This is a genomic window from Rubrimonas cliftonensis (genome assembly GCF_900107585.1).
In the GTDB taxonomy this organism is placed as follows: domain Bacteria; phylum Pseudomonadota; class Alphaproteobacteria; order Rhodobacterales; family Rhodobacteraceae; genus Rubrimonas; species Rubrimonas cliftonensis.
The window spans coordinates 1-17,103 of the sequence record NZ_FNQM01000014.1 but is presented as its reverse complement, the minus strand read 5'-3'; the positions used below and the strand labels follow the sequence as shown (position 1 = coordinate 17,103).

Below are 17,103 nucleotides of genomic sequence, written 5' to 3'. Positions count from 1 at the left end.
CCGCGCGCGAACGGCGACGAGACATCACCGCTGCGGCAAGCCGCTCACCCTGCGCGCCCCGCACAGGGATGGGGTGACCGCGGACGGCAGGTCTCCTGGCTCGCGGGTCACAGCCTCGCCCCGGCCTTCCCGGCGCCCGCTGAGGGGCTCCAGTGGCGCGTTCGGGGCGCGCTCGCCGCTTACAGTTGCGGGGGCAGCCGCGGCTTTGGCCCCTGCGAGGCCGCACCGCGTTCCCTTTTCATCCGCCGCGCTCTCACGCGCCGGAACCGTTCGCACCGTCGTGATGGCAGGTCGCGCGCGCATCCGTCAAGCGCGCCGGCGGGGCCTTACGCCGCACCCTCTCACGCCGCATCACGGGCCCGGTCGCGCATCGGTGACGCACCGGCGCCGCGATCGGGCGCTATGCTCGATTCGGTCGGTTCGGGAGGGAAGCTCGGGCGGTTCGGGAGGGAAGCGGGATGCGGATGATGGCGAGGCGAACGCTGGCGGGCGGGCTGGCCGCTCTCGCGCTGGCGGGACCGGCGACGGCGGTGGAGCGCGTGCAGGTCACGGGCGAGATGATCGACACATGGTGCTATTTCTCGGGCGTGATGGGTTTTCCCGAGAGCGTCACCGGCTCGGCGCACCACACCTGCGCGCTGTGGTGCGCGGCGGGCGGCATTCCGGTCGGACTGCTGGCCGACGACGGCACGGTGTACATGGTGCTGAAGTGGGAGGGCGACGCGGCCGTGACCGGCGGCGACGCGATCCTCGAAGTCCAGAGCGACCGGCTCGTGGCGGACGGCGCGCTGCATGTCCGCGACGGGGTGAACTACCTCATCGTCGATCGCGTGGTGGAGAACCTCGGCCTCGTCAACCGCAGCCACGAGGATTTCGACGTCGTGCCGCCTTTCGCCATTCCGGAGCCGCAGAAATGAGGGCGCTCGCGATCCTCGCCCTGTTCGCCGCGCCGGCGCTGGCGCAGGAGGGCCGCTTCTCGGCGGGTTCCGAGGCGCAGTCCTGGAGCCTCACCGGCGAGGAGCCGGCGCGATTCGAGGCCCGCGTCGTCGACACGCTGTGCGAACTGACCGGGGACTGCCCTGCCGATTGCGGCGGCGGCGCGCGCCAGCTCGCCCTGCTGCGCGCCGCCGACGGCGCCATCGTGCCCGTGCTGAAGAACGCGCAGGCGCTCTTCAACGGCGCCGTCGACGACCTGCTGCCCTATTGCGGCGAGACGGTCGAGGTGGACGGCAACCTCGTCGGCGACGACGCGGCCAACCCGTTCAAGGTCTATCACCTCCAGCGCATCCGCGGGCCGGGCGACGCGGAGTTCCTTCCCGCGAACCGCTGGACGGACGCATGGGCCGCCCGCAACCCCGAGGCCGCGGGCGAGGAAGGACCATGGTTCCGCAATGACCGCCGCGTGCAGGCGCTCATCGCGCGCGATGGTCATCTCGGGCTCGGGCTGGAGGAGGACGCCGCGTTCAAGGCGTATCTCTTCGAATGAGGCGCCGCGGCCCGGCCCGCCGCGCCGCGGCGCTGCTGTTGGCTCTGGCGAGCCTTGCTGCGCTGGCGGCGACAAGGGCGGGCGCCCATGACGGCGTCGTTCATGCCGACCCGAACGAGGCGGCGGCGCATGTCGCCGCCGCGGTCCCGCCCGCCGCGCGGTCGGCTGGTCGATCGCCCGCCCGAACGCCCTTCCCCGTGACCATCTCGGCGCGCTTCGACCTGATCGACCAGACCGGCGCGCGCCGCACCGAGGCCGATTTCGCCGGGCGGCCGATGCTGCTCTTCTTCGGATACGCGCAGTGCGAGGCGATATGCTCGGTCGCGCTGCCGCGGATGGCGGAGACGCTCGACCTGCTCGGGGACCGCGCCGCGGCGCTCTCGCCGGTGCTGATCACGGTGGACCCCGCGCGCGACACGCCCGAGGCGCTCTCCGTCGCCGCGCCGCGCATCCATCCCCGGCTCGTGGCGCTGACCGGAGACGAGGCGGCGCTGGCGGCGGCCAGGGGCGCCTTCCAGGTCTCCGCCGAAGTCGTCTTCGAGGATCCCGCCGGCCAGCCGGTCTACAGCCACGGCTCGTTCATCTACCTCGTGGGCGGCGACGGGAAGGTGCTGACGCTGCTGCCGCCCGTGCTCGGGCCGGAACGCATGGCGGAGATCGTCGCCGGGTATCTCTGATCCGGGAGCCGAAGACGACCGCGCAGGAAGAACCGTGAGGCGGGCGCGCGTTGCGCAGGATGCGCCGACGGGCGGCCGGCATGCGCACGGAACGGTCATTCATACGGAACGCGGCGGAGGGCTGGATCGAGCCCTTACCCGCCACACCCTGATTATGCTGCACGCGCGTGCAACACTCTGCGCCGCCGCGACACTTAGGGCGGATGCTGCAGCGCCGGCGTCGGAGCGGTCGTTCGCTACACATGCTAAAGCCGGACACGCGCCATCAACCAGGCGCGGACGTCCTGCCTCGAATAAGGCGTGGCGATCCGGCAGGGAGCCGGGGTCTTCGGGCGCGATCTGCCGCGGGTGCTTGCTTACGAGACCAACGACCTGACGCCGGCGATGCGGCGGATGCTGGCCGAACTCGGCGAGGATGTGGCCCGGCTCGAGCAGGTCGGTCGCGAGATTGAGGGGCTGGCCGATGGACACACGAAAACAGCGAAGCCATTTGCTTCGGTGACGTGAGCACAGCGTTCAAACTCAGAGGGTTGAGACTGGCTTCGGCTTCCTCAATTAGATATGCGTTATGCTCACCCGCTGAAATCAACATGGCGGCGCCGCCGGAAAGGGCGAGGGAAGTGCCCCACCCGATGGTGTAGAAGCGCCGGCTTTCGCAGGATCATCGAAGGGAACCGGCTTGGAACCGCTGCACGGCCGGAGCCTCCTCGACGTCGAGAGGATGGAGGCGCGTGTCCTCTATCTTCTCGCCGTTCCAGAGCGCGCGCACACCATCCATGACGTCGCGCGACAGCACCAGAAGAACCGGCGGCTCTCCGGTGGGGCTGGAGTCGCCGAAGCAGTAGCAGTTGCCTTCGTCATCGGCGTAGCATTCGCGCTTGGCTGGGCGCCCGTCGGATCGACGGAGCGCCTCCGGTCCGACAATCTCGACCGTATCAGAATTGTTCGACGGAGGCTGCACGGCAGCCGGGCACGTCGGCCAGACGCCTTGGCGAAAGGAGAACAGGGCGGTCGCGACGACGTCGCCGGAAGAGACAACCGGCAGGCGCAAGACAGTGTCCCGCGGGTCTTCGGGCTGCGTGGACATTTGCGCGACGGCCAGGGAGGGCGACAGGCTGACGAGGAACGCCCCGATCAGAAAATGGCTCGCGCTGCGTAGCTGCGGGTGCGGCCGGGCGGGTGCGGAGGAGCACTGCGGGGTTTGATCGCGTCGCGTCGTCATGGCGATGGGTCCTCCTGGCCTGTGCCTGGGGCAGTCGTCCGACGTTGCTCCTGCTCGCATGCCTGGTCGGCGTCGATGTAGATCGCGTTGAGGGCGATTGCGACAGGCCTCGGAAACGGTTCCGCGTAGGCGAAGCTACGGGCCGTGGAGATTTCGGCCGCCGCACCTGGCGCGGCTATTGCGGCTGCGGCGGTCGCCACGCCGGCCGCAACTGGCGCGCCGGGAGAGCCGGCGAGTTCCGGGGCGGTGGCGTTGGCGGCGAGGTTCGCCGCTTGGCCGCGTGCGAAGGAGAAGCTGCCCGAGGCCGCGTCGGCGTAGCCGTAGCCGATGCTCCGAGCGAGGTAGAGGTCGGTGACGACGATGAAGTCGCACTTGTTGCCGGGGTCGCTGCAGGCGCGCCGATGGGCCGCCGCCGTCACGTTCAGGGCACCAAGATGAGGACAGAAGGTTTCCACAGTGCTGTGGTAGGCGCGTAGCCCGGCGCTCCGGCCGCGCGAGCGTAAGGCGGGGAGGGCGGCGCACTCGGCGAGCTGGTCTTGGACCGACTTCGCGCCGGTGGGCGCCTGGTAGGCGGGCATGGGCTGGCCGTCAAAGGCCCAGGCTGCCGAGCTCGCGTGGCGTACAGCGCCGAATGACATGGCCACGCGCTCCGCGCCCGCGCCGCTGGCCGACACGAGGCCTGCGAAGGCGCCGCCGCCGGCCGCCGCCGCACCGGCCCCAGCGGAGACGACCTGGGGAAAGGCGACCGCTGGCAGCGTGCTAGAGCGCGACTGCGGTAGATCTGGCTGAGCGAGCGAGATCATTTTGCCGTCGCCGGTGGTAGGGGCGTAGGCGAGCCGCGACGCGGCGAGTACGCGGGCGCGGCAACTCAGTTCTTCAATCGTTCCAATGTGGATGCGGACTGAGGCTTCGGGATCGTCGAGCCTGTCGCGCTCGCCTGCACGCAGGAAGATGTCGCCTATGCGGATGTCCTCGCGCGGCGGGAAGACCGCGACGTAGCCGATCTCGTCCAGCGTTTCAGTGTACTCCTTCGCCAGGTCGTCGAGCGGCGGCCGGGCGCATCCGAACAGGGCGGCTGAGGCGACCGCCGCAAGGACCAGCTTTACGCCACGATATGCGAGCGGTCTCATGGGGGGACTGTCGTCATGACGGGCCACACTGCTGCAACGCGGCGCCTCTAATCAATTTGAACCCTTTGACGTAGGGCGACCGCGCAATCGATGCCCGTGGCTGACGCAAACCCCACAAATAATTTCGCCGGCGCGCCCGGTCAGTCAATGGCACCTTGGTCGGGAGGCTACGCCAAAAGGCGTCGACGGATGACGATCCCGGCTTGCGTACTATCGCCCGTGTATTCAGACGGATTCTACGGGGCATTACCTGACGCAGGCCGCGCCGCCACCCTCAATATGCAGCGCCACCCGATTGCGAATCGGTTCGGTCTGCCTGAAAGGCGTCTCGGGGACATCTTGCGCAAACTGCCTCTGTTAAACATCTGATATGCTTTCAGATTATTGATCTCAGATTACGCATCCCTCTCAACCGACTTTGTGGTAATCTACACCCGGTGTTGGTGTAAAGGTGGTATTTTACAACGCTTCACATTGGAGATCAGGCATGCACTATTTGTCCGTCGGGCGCATTATTTCGATTGTTGCGCTTTCGCTCTCCGCCACCCTGCCCGCCGTCGCCCAGAGCATCGAAAATCCGATGACCTGCGCGCCTGTCCACGGCGCGGTCTCGACGCTGGTGGGCGACGCGCAGCGCGGCAGGTTCGGCAGGACGATCTGCGCCGATGTGGCGGCGGTCGACCAGATGCTGGTCTACAACCGTTTTGGGTCGTTCAACCCCTATGGCATGATCTACGCGCTGCGCCGCGACCTCACCCCCGTCGCCATCGCGCCCGACGCGATAGACGCCGATGCGTGCGACAAGACGACCGGCGTCGAGGGCTGGCGCGGCGAGCTTGCGCCGGGCGAAGTCCGGCTCAAGGATTGCAAGCGGCCTCGCCCGCTCACGCTGCGCGCCAATGTCGGCGACGTTCTTCATATCCGCCTGTCGAACCTGCTGCGCGAGCACGATCCGTCTTTCTCGGGAGACTACTGCGGTGCCGAGGGGAGCGCCAAAGGCGGGCCGTTCGGCTTGCTTTATCACAAGCTTCGTCAATGGGTCTCGCAAGGCGAAGCCCACCAGATCAAACACGGCGAAGTCGCCTGCGCGATCAAGCAGAGCGAGGATCCGCGCCGCCCCGAAGACGATCTGAACTGGCCCCGTTCCCGTGGGGCGAACCTCGCTATCCAGGGTCTCGCCGCGATCAATTTCGCGCGCAACCCTGACGGGACGCCCCGCCTCGACGCCGCCCGGCGGGCGATCCGCGCGGAGCCGCATGACGCCTGCACGGGCCTTGGCGTGATCGCGCCCGGCGAGACGGTCGATTGCTTTTTCCTCGTCGAGCGCGAAGGGCCATTCTTCATGGCGAGCACCGGCGCCCCCTCGGGCGGGCAGGGTGACGGCGGCAGTCTCACGCACGGGTTGTTCGGCGCCGTGAACGTGCAAAAGACAGACGCGCGCTGGTATCGCAGTCAGATCACGCGCACCGCTTTCGAGAGGGTCTGGAACCCCGCCGGCGTCGGCGTGCGCCACGCCGTCGACGCTGCGCAGATCGCCGACGAGACACGCTACGAACTGACTCTCGACGACCCCGTCTCAGGTCAGAGCGGCGTGCCCGTGCTCAACATGCTGCGCGCGGTCGACGACGCGGAAGACGCCTTCGAGATCATCCATTCAGACCTCAACGCGGTAATCTGGCGCGATGCCTTCGAAGAGGAGCCCGCGCTCAGCTTCCGCGAGTTCTCGGTCTTCTTCCACGACGAGCTTAAGACCTTCTATCCGCGCAATTTCGAGGAACTTGGAGATTTTAGCGGCGGCCAGCTCGCCGGGGTGCGGGACGGCTTCGGGATCAATTACGGTGCGGGCGGCATGGGTGGGATGCTGCTGGCGAACCGAAAAGGCATCGGTCCGGCCGCGAATTGTCTCGAATGTCTGTACGAGGAGTTCTTCCTCACATCCTGGGCCAACGGTGATCCGGCGCTGCTGGAGCACTTCAGCGACGATCCTTCGAACGTCCACCATTCCTATCTCAATGACGCCGTGGTGTTCCGCAATTACCATGCGGGGCCAAAGGAGACGCATGTCTTCCATCTACACGCGCATCAATGGTTCACCGGAAATGACGGCGGCCGCGGAGCCTATCTCGACAGCCAGACCGTGGCGCCGCAGCAGGGGTTCAGCTACGACATCTATGGCGGCGGCATGGAGGTCTACCGGCGCGGCGCGCGGGCAGGCGAGACCGGCTGGTTCGACACGCTCGGTTCGGGCAATCGCAACCGCACGGTGGGCGACTCGATCTTCCACTGCCACCTCTACCCGCATTTCGCGCAAGGCATGTGGGAGCTCTGGCGCGTTCACGACACGCTTGAGGATGGGACGCGCAAGCTGCCAGACGGTCAGTGGGAGCCGACCCTCTCGCTCGCCGAGATGCATCCCGACATCCGCGCGATGAAGCGCCCCGGATCGGTGGACCAGGCGACCGGGCGGTGGATCGCGCCCGGCGACGGGCTGACGCCCCGCAATGTCGGGACGCCGATTCCCGCGGTGACGCCGCTTCGCGGCCAGCCCTGGCCTGTCCTGCCGACCTATGACGAGGGTCAGGCGACGCTGACTGTCGCGGAGGACGGGGCCGGGGCGACCGTCGCCGTGGTCGAGACGGAGCCGGCGCCCGAGGGGACGGAGATCACCGCCTTTCCCGGGTACCCGTTCTACATCGCGGGGCGTCCGGGGCATCGCCCGCCGCAGGCGCCGATGGACATCGCCCGCAAGCTCTCCGGCGATCTGGTCACCGGAGAGTATCTCGACGGCGGGCTGCCGCGCCATGTCGTCACCGACAACGCCAAGCGCGACCTGCCGTTCGAAGCGCCGCCCAATGTGACGGAAAGGCTGGCCAAGCCGTCTCAGGCCCGCAACCTCGCCGACGCCCTGACCGACTCGGATCTAGCGGACCGCGAGGCGCTACAGAGCCAGGTGATCGCGGCGGCTCTGGCGCTTGGCGACATGTCGATGAAGTTCAAGGAAGCCGAACTCGACCTGCTCGCCTATGACGGCGAGCCTATCGAACGGGCCGCGATGGCGTTTCACCACGACGGAACCGTCCATGGCGGCGGCGCGGCGCTCGATGTGCGAGCGCCCGACGGCTCGCCCGCCACCTTCGTCGCCGAGGAAGGGGGCTACAAGACGTTCGGCGGCTCAGGGCTGTTCACCGTAAACGCAGCGCCGGCCAAGCCCGGCGCGCCCTTCGCAGACCCGTGCGGAGCGCCGACCGGGATGGGGCGGCTCAGCGTTGCCGGGCTAATGCTGGAACAGGATCCCTTCGTCGCCGGGCTGCTGGATCCAACCTTCGCGCCAGACCCAGCGGTGATCGGCTATCGCCGCTACGAGGCTTCGGCAGTGCAGGTCGATCTCATCACCAACCGCGCCGGCTGGCATGACCCGCAGGCGCGCATCAACGTGCTGACCGCAAAATCCGACGATTACAAGGACGGCAAGGGCCGCATCTCGCCCAAGGTGACGGCGAGCGAGGAGCCGTTCTTCTTCCGCGCGTTGTCGGGCGAGTGCATCGAGTTCCGCCACACCAACGAACTGCCCAAGGAGCTTGAGCTCGACGATTTCCAGGTCAAGACGCCGACGGACACGATCGGCCAACACATCCATCTGGTGAAGTTCGATGTCACCTCGTCGGACGGATCGGGCAACGGCTTCAACTACGAGGACGGCACCTTCGCGCCTGACGAGATCGCGGTGCGCATCTGCGCCGCCAAGAACACGCCCTCGGCGAGCGACGTCACTTCCAACCGCGCGCCGGGCGAGTTGGCGATGCGTGAATTCGAAGGTCTGTGCGTCTTCGACGAGAAGACCGGATTGTGGAAAGTGTCTAGCGCCTTCGACAAGCAGATCTGGCGGATGAAGCGCGGCGCACAGCCCGATCTCTTCCAGACCACCACCCAGCGCTGGTTCGCGGACCCGATCCTGTCGGACATCCGCGCGCCCGACGACGGCGCTGGCGCGCAGGCGGGCAACGCCGACCGCACTCTTCGCACCGTGTTCAGCCACGACCATTTCGGCCCGTCCTCTATCCAGCAGCACGGCTTCTACACCGCGCTGCTGATCGAGCCGGCGACGGCGCAGATCTGCGACGACTCTCCGCTGTCCTGCACAGCGCCTCGGGCGGATCGCAGCATGATCGTGGCGGGCGAGGCGGATATCGGCGCGCGCAAGGTCATCGTGAATCTGACGCCCGAGCCCGGCGATCTGATTGAGTACCGCGAATACGCCCTGTCGATCGCCGATTTCGCCCTGCTCTATGACCCGCGCGACACAATGAGCGCCGCGGAGATCGATACGCTGTCCAAGACCCTCGCCGACGAGGATGACATCGAGGCGCTGGCGGCGCGCGAGCGGCGCATGAAGGGTATGGTTACGCTGTTCTGCGAGGCGCGCTACGGGATCGCGAAAAGCGCGCCCCGGATGGAGGCGTTCTGCGATTCCGCTCTCGGTGAGGACTCGGACGGGTTCTGGTTCGCCGAAGACGGCGACACGCCGCCCGCGTGGCTCGCCGCGGCCCGGCCCGGCGACCGCTCCGATCATAAGACTGGGTTGACGACAAATCTGCTGGCTGACCTCCGCGTGATCCACAAGGGCGCATCGCTCGCCGCGGACGACTATCTGCTCAAACATCTGACCGAGTATCGCGCCGCCGCAGCGGGCTACGCCGCCGACGACCCGCGCGCTCGCCTCGCCAGTCCGGTCGCGCCGCCGCAGCGACCCGAGAGTATATCGGTCGATCATCACGACCCCTATCTGATCAACTATCGCGGAGAGCCGCTGCCGCTGAGGATTGGCGTGGACTCGAGCGCCAGTCCGGATTGCAACCTGAAGGCGAAGCCGGAAGACTGGGTCTCCCCCCTGCTGTCCGGCGTGACCGAGCGCTGCTCGATCAGCCGCCAGCGTCCGGGCGACGAGGGCGACTTCGCCAACGTGATGCTCAGCGCGCTGCACGGAGACCCGGCGACGCCGATCATCGAAGCCTTCGACGGCGATCATCTGCAGTTCCGGTTGATCCAGGGGGCGCAGGAGGTTCAGCACACCTTCACGCTGGAGGGCTACACTTGGCCGCGCAATGTCGACCAGGCCTTCCCCGCCGCGCAAACGCGGCCCTGGCAGGACGACACGCCGGTCGCCACGCTGGCGCGACGTTGCGAGCTGGAGGGCGGGCCGCTTTCGGGGGTTCGCATGGCCTCAGCGGGTCGGCCCGATCAGTATCGGGCATGGCAGCGGCATGGATGGCAAGGGTTTTCCGCCACCGCCGACCGAAACTTCTGGCGCGACATGGAGGAGCAGATCGCGCTCTGCTTCAACAATGACGGCCGGATCGCAGCGCAGGAAGTCGGCATCTCGGAACATTTCGAGTTCGAGAGCGCGTTTCTCTACGACACCAACTTCGAAGCCGTTGCGAAGGAACTGGTCGCGCGCGCCGAAGCGCGGACCGGCGAGACAGTCTCGGCCGCGACGCGTCTGGAGGATGTTCGGGCGCTGCAACGTCTGACGCGGCTGCAACTGCGCACGCTGGACACGCCCTATCATTTCGGCTCGCAGGACGCGCTCTGGAACGGGGCGTGGGGGCTGGTGCGCGTCGGCGCAAAGACCCGGCGCTTCGAGCTGTTCCGCGCGCTCGAACGCGATCTGTCGGAGCGCGCGGTCGAGCTCGAATCACTGACGCGCGACGATCCGGGCGCGATCGTCCCCGACGCGTTGCGCCGAAGGCTCGACCCGCTGCTGGCCGATCCGCTCGGGCAGACGCTGCGGAGGCGGCCCGAACTCGGCCCGGACGCAGCGTTGCTGACCGCGCCGCGCGCGCTCCGCTCAGCCCCGCCCGCAGAGCCGACCCAGGAGCCAAGAGAGGGTGGGGCGGATGAAGAAGGAGCCGTGGTCCAGCCGCTCACGCGCTTCCGCAACGAGGCGATCGACGCCATCGAGGCCGCCCCGCCCGACCAACTCGCGCCGCTCGTCGAACGGCTCGAACGAGCCGGGCGCGTCGAGATCGAGGATCTGACCGCTCAGCGTCTGGCCGAGCTTTTCGGGCGGCTTCGAACCCCGCCGGATCCCGAGACGGCGATCCCGGATTATCGTCCAGTTGCCGAATGCGAACCAGGCGCACCGCGCGTCTATGCGGCGATCGTCGCCATCGAGGCCGAGACCGTGTTCCGCGGTACGACGCCGTCCGGGCAACCCGGAACGCCCTATTCTGAAGAGCTTCTCGACGGCAACGGGCTGTTCTTCGCGCTGGTCGATCCGCGTGCCTTGGTCGATCCCGAGCGCCCCGAGAGGGTGACCGACGTCCAGATTGAGGATCGCGCGAACTGGACCGCGATCCCGCTGCCCCGGATCGTCGATCTGATCCGCGCGACATATCACCGGCCCGAACCGCTGGTGATCAACGTGAACGCGGGCGACTGCGTGCACATGACGGTGCTGAACGCGCTGCGCAGCCGAAGGGGGGCGTCGCCGGGCCTGTCGGACATCCCCGGCGACGCCAACATGACGCCCATCGTGTCGCTCGACGTCGAGCGGGCGTGGAGCGAGAACGAGCGACCGGACGGCACGATCTTCGCGACAGCCGGAACGGATCGACGGCGCGACGCAATTCCCTCCGCCCGGCTCGCCCTATCCTTCCCGCTGCCCGTGCTCACGCGCCAGTCGGCCTATGCGCGCCCCTATGGCGACAATCCGGTCTGGGCGCTCGCCGGCGTCGACAGGCATGCAGCGGAAATGGGCACGGCGGTCCTTTCGATTGAGGATCGCCCGGATCTCCTCGAAAAGCCGGGGCCGCGGCTGGCGCAGATCGAGCAGCTGGAGTTCTATGCGGGACTGGTCTACGCGCCGGCCGGGATCGGAACCACTGCGCCGCTGCGCGTCTCCGACGCCGTCAACATCCTCCTGCCCGACCTCATTCTGACACGTCTGGGCGCAGAGGGCGGGCCGACGCTGCCAGACGGCGTCGCGCGGTTGCCCGCACGGCCCGAACTCGGCGCTGCTGACGCGCAGATCCTCGGCGAGCAGATCGTCGCGCTGCAAGAAGACCGGGCCGTCGTAACCGAGCGCCTCGCGCAGACGCTGGACGGGGCGCTGCTTGAACCTGGCGCCTCGCCGGCGCTCGAACCGATGCTCCGCGATCCCGCGCTTAGGGCGCGCATCACCCCTCAGCGCGTCGGCCCGACGCCGCCAACCGCGCCCGCCGATGGCGATCCAGCGTCCATCATGGCCATAGAACTCTCCGTCGGGCCGCGTCTGGAGGACCGTATCGTCCTGCCGATGGCCGACGCGATCGACGTGCTGCGAGCCGGCGGCGTCATCGATGCGGAGACGCAGCGCCGAGTGGTCGAGATCGGAGACCGCGCCCTGTCGGACTATGTCGGCCGCGTGCAGGCGCTAAACCAGAACATCTTCGAATACGGAACTCTCGCGAAGCTCGACGCGAACCATCTACCTTACGCCTTCGGCGCGCTTCCGTTGAAGTCCTTCGGCGACGTGATAGGCCATCCCACCCATGGTCTGGTAGGCGCGGTCACGGTTGCGCCGCGCGGAGCGCGGGCGACAGAGTTACGCGCGCCGCGCACGGCCCTCGGCTGCGACAACAAGCTGATCGGTCCGCGGGGCGTGCGGCCGGCGTTGCGTCTTTCTGACATCCGGCCGGAGATCGCCGCTGAGTGGCTGCGCGCGCCGGGCGTCGTGACGCGCTGCGATACTTTCGTGATCGCGCCGCAGCCTCTGCGCGGCGCGGCTCAGACGTCGCGACCGATGTGGACGGCGCGTCTCGACGTCGTCGACCCCAATGGCGCTCGACACGCGATCCGGCAATTCACGCTGTTCTGGCAGGATGGGTTGAACCTGCGTGATCCGGGCTCGGACGACGCTTATGTCGTGGCAGGGATCGACCTCGACCTGATGAAGGACTGCAAGGTTTGCGACGACAGTTACGATTTCGGTGATAAGGGGGCGAGCTATCGCTCCGAGCCGTTCCATGTGCGGCTGCGCGATACCCATTCCTTCCCGCTTGAGAGCCATTCGGATCTGAACCGGGCCGAGTTCGGCGACCAGTTTTTCCGGCTGAAGCCGAAGGAGATTCCGACTTGGGATGACGCGCCGGTTCCGGTGCTCCGCGCCGCCGCCGGAGAGGAGGTCGTCGTGCATGTCGTGCATCCGGGCGGGCGGGCGCGGCAGCGAGCATTCGCGACGATTGGGCAGGATTACAACGATCTATTCCCCAGTTTCGGCTTCCCCCGGGCGGCGCTGCTGGCGCCGGGCAAGGCGATTACCGTCTCGTTGACCAAACCGGCGGAGCCGGGCTGCTATCTGTGGTTCGACGGCCCGCTGCACCTGCGCGCGGGAGGCGTTTGGGGTCTGCTCGATGTCGTCGAGGATATCGACGATCCCGAAGCGACATCCTGCGCGCGCAGGCCAGAGTGATGACACAGGTCCGGCTGTTTGGCGGGACGCTGGCCGCGCTGATCATCGCGGCCAGCGCAGGAGCGTCGTGGGCGGAGCAGCTGGCGAGCCTAACCGCCTCCCTTTCGCTGCGAGACCCGGTCAGCGGGGTCGTAGTCAAGGCCGAAGGTGGCGCGCCGGTGCGGCTGCGTGTGGCGTTGACCGACCCTGCGACAGGCCGCCCGCCCCGTGGGATCGATCTGCTCGGCTGGGTCCGCCCCGTCGAGCGCGGCGATGCAGGCTGCGCGCGCGCGGCTCAAAATTTCCGCGCGACACGGCGCATCCCGCTTGGCGCAGTGGACCTAAACAGTCTACTGGTCGTCGCGCTGAATCGCGACGCCACGCTGTCGGTGGTGGATCCAGCCCTCGATCTCTATTCATCGAACATGGTCGCTGCGCACCGGCTCGAGACGATGCCCGCAGCCATGGCGATCGACGACCGGCACATGCGCGCGGTGTTCGCCTGGCCCGGATCCGGCCGGATCGAGGCTGCGAGACTGACCGGGCCAGAGAGCGAGACCTTGGTCGATGAGCTTCCGGGCGTTGCCGCGCTGACCGTCTCGCGCAGGGGCGACATCTGGGCCGGCGACAGCGCGGGCCGTCTCCATCGGATCGCGCCTGACGGCGCGCGGATGAGCGCGCTTCAATTGGGGCGCGGGCCCGTAGAGATCCGGCATCGTCTCGACGATGCGGACGATACGCTCGGCGCCTTCACCGCCGAGGGTGAGGCGGTCATGCTCGACGCGACCACTGGTGAGACGCTGATGCGCGCGCGGTTCTCGGCTCCGATCGCTGATGTGAGCTTTTTCGGCGGCGTCGGCGCGATCGCCGTGATGGCGCATAGCGCGGCGGCCGAGTTGCGCTTCCACGACGCGCCGGAGATGGCTTTCGCGATCCCGCTCGGCGCGCCATTCGCGCGCATCTCGACTGGGCCAGACGCGCGGATCGGCGTCGTCTGGAGCCCGGGGGACGCCATCGTCGCGTTGATTGACATGGCGCTCGGTCGCGTTGTCCAGTCAATCGAGCTTATCGATGCGACCGTCTCTGAGGTCGCCTTCACCGATCACCGAGCGTTCATACTCAGTCATGACGGCGGTTTCATTGGCGCGATCGATCTCGCCGCAGTAGCGGTCGGCAGCGCGGCGACCGTGCAGCGATCCGATATGGGAGCCCGCTCGGCGCGGCCTGTGGTCGAGCAGGGTCCCTCGCGCCTTCTCGCGCCGCTACCGCCCCGCCCACAAGTTCTCGCGGTCGATGCAGAACGGCAGACGGCCTGGTTGGCCGAGGAGGTGGGTGCGACGGTCGAGATGCCGCCGATGCGGTCTATCCGCCTGCGCGGCGGCCAGCCGCAGGCTGTCGCCGTCGCCGAGCGCCGCTTCGAGGAAGTCGAGCCAGGAGTGTTTGAGACCGTCTGGGCCTTCGCGCCCGGAGCGCAAGAATTGGTTCTGACAACCTATACCGGTCAACTTTCGACCTGCCTGCCTTTCGAAGTCAGTGGTCACGCGCAGCGCGAGGCGCTGACCCCGGTGCGGCTGAGCCGCGCGAGCTCCGCCGCGCCCATCGCCGGAGCCGAGCACGAGATTGCCCTGCACGTGATCGGGCCGGACGATGCCGCGCTACCGGTGCGTCGGTTGACGCTGGCCTTTCCAAGCATGGTCTCAAGCTGGGCCGGACGGGTGGTCGCGGAAGCTGACTCCACCGGCGTGCTTCGCGCCACCGTAACGCTGCCGCACGCCGGGCCTTACACAGTGCACCCGCTCGACCTGCCGTCGCCCCTCGCGCTGAGCGCCGCATTGGTGATCAAGGCCGTCGAAACTGCCGCTGACGAAACGGGAGAGACACGATGAAAAAGCCAGTCGCCCTGGCCTTCGCCGCCTCTGCGGTTTGCGCGGCGGGCCTATGGCTCGTGCTGTCATCAGGGAATGCGTCGGATGCGCCCGTAGAGGGAAACTTCGCGCTTGAGCGGCTTTCAACGCCAAATGTCGAACTGATCGATCAGAACGCGGAGCGTCATCGCTTGAAGGGCGCATTGACGGACGGGCGGTTGCTGGTGATCAATTTCAGTTACACGCTCTGTAACTCTATCTGCCCGATCGGAAACGACGTGATGGCGGAACTGGACGGAATGCTTCCTCCCGGGGAAGAAGTACGACTTCTGTCGATCACGATCGATCCTGGCCGCGACACACCGGCGATGATGCGCAAGGCGGCGGACGCATTCGGCGCGAGCGAGCGTTGGCTCTGGCTCACCGGCGCCCCGGGCGAGATCGACCGGCTGCTTGAGGCCTTCGACGCCGACTTCGTCGATCTCGAGTTGCACGACCCGGTGTTTCTGATCGGCGATCTGGAGAGCGGGCGCTTCTACCGCTCGCTCTCGATGCCGTCGGCTGACGAACTGCGCAACCTAGTTGCAACCCTCGGAACGTGACCTGCTTGGCGCGGCTTGCAGCAACTGCGTCGCTCCTTTGCGCCGCCGCCGCTGCCGCCGAACCGCTTGATGGGCGGGCGATCTTTACCGGAGCGGTCGTCGGGCTGGAGGATGGCGCGACCGCGCGGCGTCTCGCACGCTCGCCGTGTCATTCCTGCCACGGACGTGATGGGCGCGGCGGGGTCGAGGGCGACGCGCCGCCGATTGATTGGAGCGTCCTATCGCGACAAACCATCGACCGTCTTGCATATGACGAGGCGCGTTTTGCGCGAGCGGTGGTCGAGGGCGTCGACAGCAGCGGGCGCGCGTTGAGCCGCCTGATGCCGCGCTACGCCTTCAGTCAAGGCGAAATTGCCGCTCTGCAAGACTACCTCGAGCGCATTGGCGCCGAGCAGCGGACCGGCGCGACGGCCAACAGTGTTACGTTCGGCTTGCCCGAACTGCCTGGTTCGCCCGTTCTGACGGAAGAACTCGCCGTGGCGATCCGCTCAGGACTCGCCGACGCGTTGGGCGGCGGCACCGTCTGGGGACGGTCCGTCGAGATCGTGACGTTTCGGGACGGGGCGCCTCCGCCGAGTATGCTGGCGGTACTCAGCCCCCGCGTCGAGGCCGTGCCAGGCTACGCTGCCTTGGGAGTGCCCACGCTGTTTCCTCTGGGAGCTCTCGAAGGCGACGAGGATCCCAGCATCGTTCGCGCGGCGACGCCGTCGCGGGCGGGCGTGCGCGCCGCGCTCGCCGGAGCGATCGCGGCGGCTGATCCAGCTTCGGTGACTATCATCGCCACGCCAGACACCCGCGAGCGCGCGGACGCCGAGGCGCTCGGCCTGGCGCTGCGGCTGGAATCCCCCGCCATGTCGGAGCGAATCCGAATCTCGCCGGGTGCGCGCAAAGACGCGGCCACGGATCGTGACGCACTTGTGATCCTTTCGGAGGATGGACTGAACGCGGCGCGCGGCTGGCCGGGGCCCGTATGGCTGTCATGGTCCGCTCTCCAGGCGGCAGGCGGGGCCCTCGAGGGAGGCCACCCTCTTTTCGCCGTGGTCGAGACGCCGTGGATCGTGCGGCGCGCAATTGAGACAGGTGGACATCCGATCATCGCGCATGGCGAACGCATCGGTGCTGCGACGGCCGAGGCGCTCATGGCGGCCGGTCGCAATTTGACGCGAGGAGGCCTTCTGGAGGCGTTGGAGGACGCCCGTCTTGATGAATGGGGCCTTGATTACGCCACGCATCCTTTGACCGGAGCAGCCGACGTCATGTTTGTGACTCTTAATCTTCGTCAAAATTGACAGACGGCTGCTTTTTGTCATCGGCAAATAAACTTTTCTATGTTGAATTTTCAAAGATTCAATTGCTCAGAGCGGCGCAATACACTATGGAACTTTTCTTAAATTAATTCAGTCCAATGTGTTTTGAGAAAAAGTACCACTTCTTGTGGTGCGGCATTGTGGGTGAGAACGTTTTACCCGAGTCCCGTCCCTTCCAACGAACGCGCGCATTTGCGTAGAATGGTGACATTCCGCTTCTATTAGAGAAAGACCGCAAGGTCCGCGACCCAGTCGGATCTTGCGACTGCGGTAGGTGACCGGTGTAGATCTCCCAAGTTCGACAACAGATTGGCTAAGTGATTGAAATTGCGAACCCGCGTTTGGCCTTTTTGCCACAACCGCTGATCGTCAGGCAGGCTTTGGAA

General features: G+C 67.2%; 12 protein-coding genes and 1 riboswitch. Of the genes, 8 read left to right on the top strand and 4 right to left on the bottom strand.

The annotated features are described in order from the left end of the window. Nucleotides 1-68: 68 nt before the first annotated feature. Nucleotides 69-286, bottom strand: a riboswitch (cobalamin riboswitch). A 181-nt stretch (nt 287-467) separates the two neighbouring features. The 4 genes from BLW43_RS16890 to BLW43_RS16875 all read left to right on the top strand — a co-directional run bounded on the left by BLW43_RS16890 (nt 468) and on the right by BLW43_RS16875 (nt 2,670). Further along, a complete protein-coding gene (locus tag BLW43_RS16890) occupies nt 468-917 on the top strand; it encodes a hypothetical protein (RefSeq protein WP_217632218.1) in 450 nt (149 codons plus the stop codon). After that, nucleotides 914-1,486 carry a hypothetical protein gene (locus BLW43_RS16885; protein ID WP_093255263.1) on the top strand — a complete coding sequence of 191 codons (573 nt, stop codon included), beginning with the start codon at nt 914-916 and terminating at the stop codon, nt 1,484-1,486. The genes BLW43_RS16890 and BLW43_RS16885 overlap by 4 nt, the downstream gene beginning before the upstream one ends. Then, a complete protein-coding gene (locus tag BLW43_RS16880) occupies nt 1,483-2,163 on the top strand; it encodes an SCO family protein (RefSeq protein ID WP_093255262.1) in 681 nt (226 codons plus the stop codon). Before BLW43_RS16885 ends, BLW43_RS16880 begins: the two co-directional genes overlap by 4 nt. Before the next feature lie 300 nt (nt 2,164-2,463). Next, the gene (locus BLW43_RS16875; RefSeq protein WP_093255260.1) at nt 2,464-2,670 is read left to right on the top strand and encodes a hypothetical protein; all 207 of its coding nucleotides are present in this window, start codon (nt 2,464-2,466) and stop codon (nt 2,668-2,670) included. Nucleotides 2,671-2,824: 154 nt separating this feature from the next. On the opposite strand, the gene BLW43_RS16870 is transcribed toward BLW43_RS16875, so the two are convergent. From BLW43_RS16870 to BLW43_RS23015, 4 genes are all read right to left on the bottom strand, one after another. Continuing rightward, entirely contained in the window at nt 2,825-3,385 is a 561-nt protein-coding gene (locus BLW43_RS16870) for a hypothetical protein (protein ID WP_093255259.1), read from the bottom strand. Then, nucleotides 3,382-4,515, bottom strand: coding sequence for a hypothetical protein (locus BLW43_RS16865; protein WP_093255257.1), 1,134 nt, complete (start codon nt 4,513-4,515; stop codon nt 3,382-3,384). Before BLW43_RS16865 ends, BLW43_RS16870 begins: the two co-directional genes overlap by 4 nt. A gap of 481 nt (nt 4,516-4,996) precedes the next feature. Beyond that, on the bottom strand, nt 4,997-6,028 hold the full coding sequence (locus BLW43_RS23020) for a hypothetical protein (RefSeq protein WP_139284110.1): 1,032 nt from the start codon (nt 6,026-6,028) through the stop codon (nt 4,997-4,999). A 141-nt stretch (nt 6,029-6,169) separates the two neighbouring features. Continuing rightward, entirely contained in the window at nt 6,170-6,517 is a 348-nt protein-coding gene (locus BLW43_RS23015) for a hypothetical protein (protein ID WP_139284109.1), read from the bottom strand. A 729-nt stretch (nt 6,518-7,246) separates the two neighbouring features. Here BLW43_RS23015 and BLW43_RS16860 point away from each other — a divergent pair. From BLW43_RS16860 to BLW43_RS16845, 4 genes are read left to right on the top strand one after another with little or no spacing between them, the layout of a single operon-like run. Beyond that, nucleotides 7,247-12,964: a hypothetical protein gene (locus tag BLW43_RS16860; RefSeq protein WP_139284108.1), complete on the top strand. Its 5,718-nt coding sequence runs from the start codon at nt 7,247-7,249 to the stop codon at nt 12,962-12,964. Further along, complete coding sequence (locus tag BLW43_RS16855; protein WP_093255255.1) at nt 12,964-14,829, top strand: hypothetical protein; 1,866 nt, start codon at nt 12,964-12,966, stop codon at nt 14,827-14,829. The genes BLW43_RS16860 and BLW43_RS16855 overlap by 1 nt, the downstream gene beginning before the upstream one ends. Beyond that, the gene (locus BLW43_RS16850) at nt 14,826-15,410 is read left to right on the top strand and encodes an SCO family protein (protein WP_093255254.1); all 585 of its coding nucleotides are present in this window, start codon (nt 14,826-14,828) and stop codon (nt 15,408-15,410) included. The genes BLW43_RS16855 and BLW43_RS16850 overlap by 4 nt, the downstream gene beginning before the upstream one ends. Before the next feature lie 5 nt (nt 15,411-15,415). After that, nucleotides 15,416-16,699 (top strand): c-type cytochrome, encoded by a 1,284-nt coding sequence (locus BLW43_RS16845; RefSeq protein ID WP_139284107.1) that lies wholly within the window; start codon nt 15,416-15,418, stop codon nt 16,697-16,699. Nucleotides 16,700-17,103 lie beyond the last annotated feature (404 nt).

Bases quoted from the DNA above. Each gene is read 5' to 3' on its own strand.
- BLW43_RS16855 (WP_093255255.1), top strand. From the start codon at position 12,964: ATGACACAGGTCCGGCTGTTTGGCGGGACGCTGGCCGCGCTGATCATC.
- BLW43_RS16850 (WP_093255254.1), top strand. From the start codon at position 14,826: ATGAAAAAGCCAGTCGCCCTGGCCTTCGCCGCCTCTGCGGTTTGCGCG.
- BLW43_RS16870 (WP_093255259.1), bottom strand. From the start codon at position 3,385: ATGACGACGCGACGCGATCAAACCCCGCAGTGCTCCTCCGCACCCGCC.
- BLW43_RS23015 (WP_139284109.1), bottom strand. From the start codon at position 6,517: ATGGTGGACGTTCGAAGGATCGTCGCTGAAGTGCTCCAGCAGCGCCGG.
- BLW43_RS16880 (WP_093255262.1), top strand. From the start codon at position 1,483: ATGAGGCGCCGCGGCCCGGCCCGCCGCGCCGCGGCGCTGCTGTTGGCT.
- BLW43_RS16860 (WP_139284108.1), top strand. From the start codon at position 7,247: ATGGACATCGCCCGCAAGCTCTCCGGCGATCTGGTCACCGGAGAGTAT.
- BLW43_RS16865 (WP_093255257.1), bottom strand. From the start codon at position 4,515: ATGAGACCGCTCGCATATCGTGGCGTAAAGCTGGTCCTTGCGGCGGTC.
- BLW43_RS16885 (WP_093255263.1), top strand. From the start codon at position 914: ATGAGGGCGCTCGCGATCCTCGCCCTGTTCGCCGCGCCGGCGCTGGCG.
- BLW43_RS16890 (WP_217632218.1), top strand. From the start codon at position 468: ATGGCGAGGCGAACGCTGGCGGGCGGGCTGGCCGCTCTCGCGCTGGCG.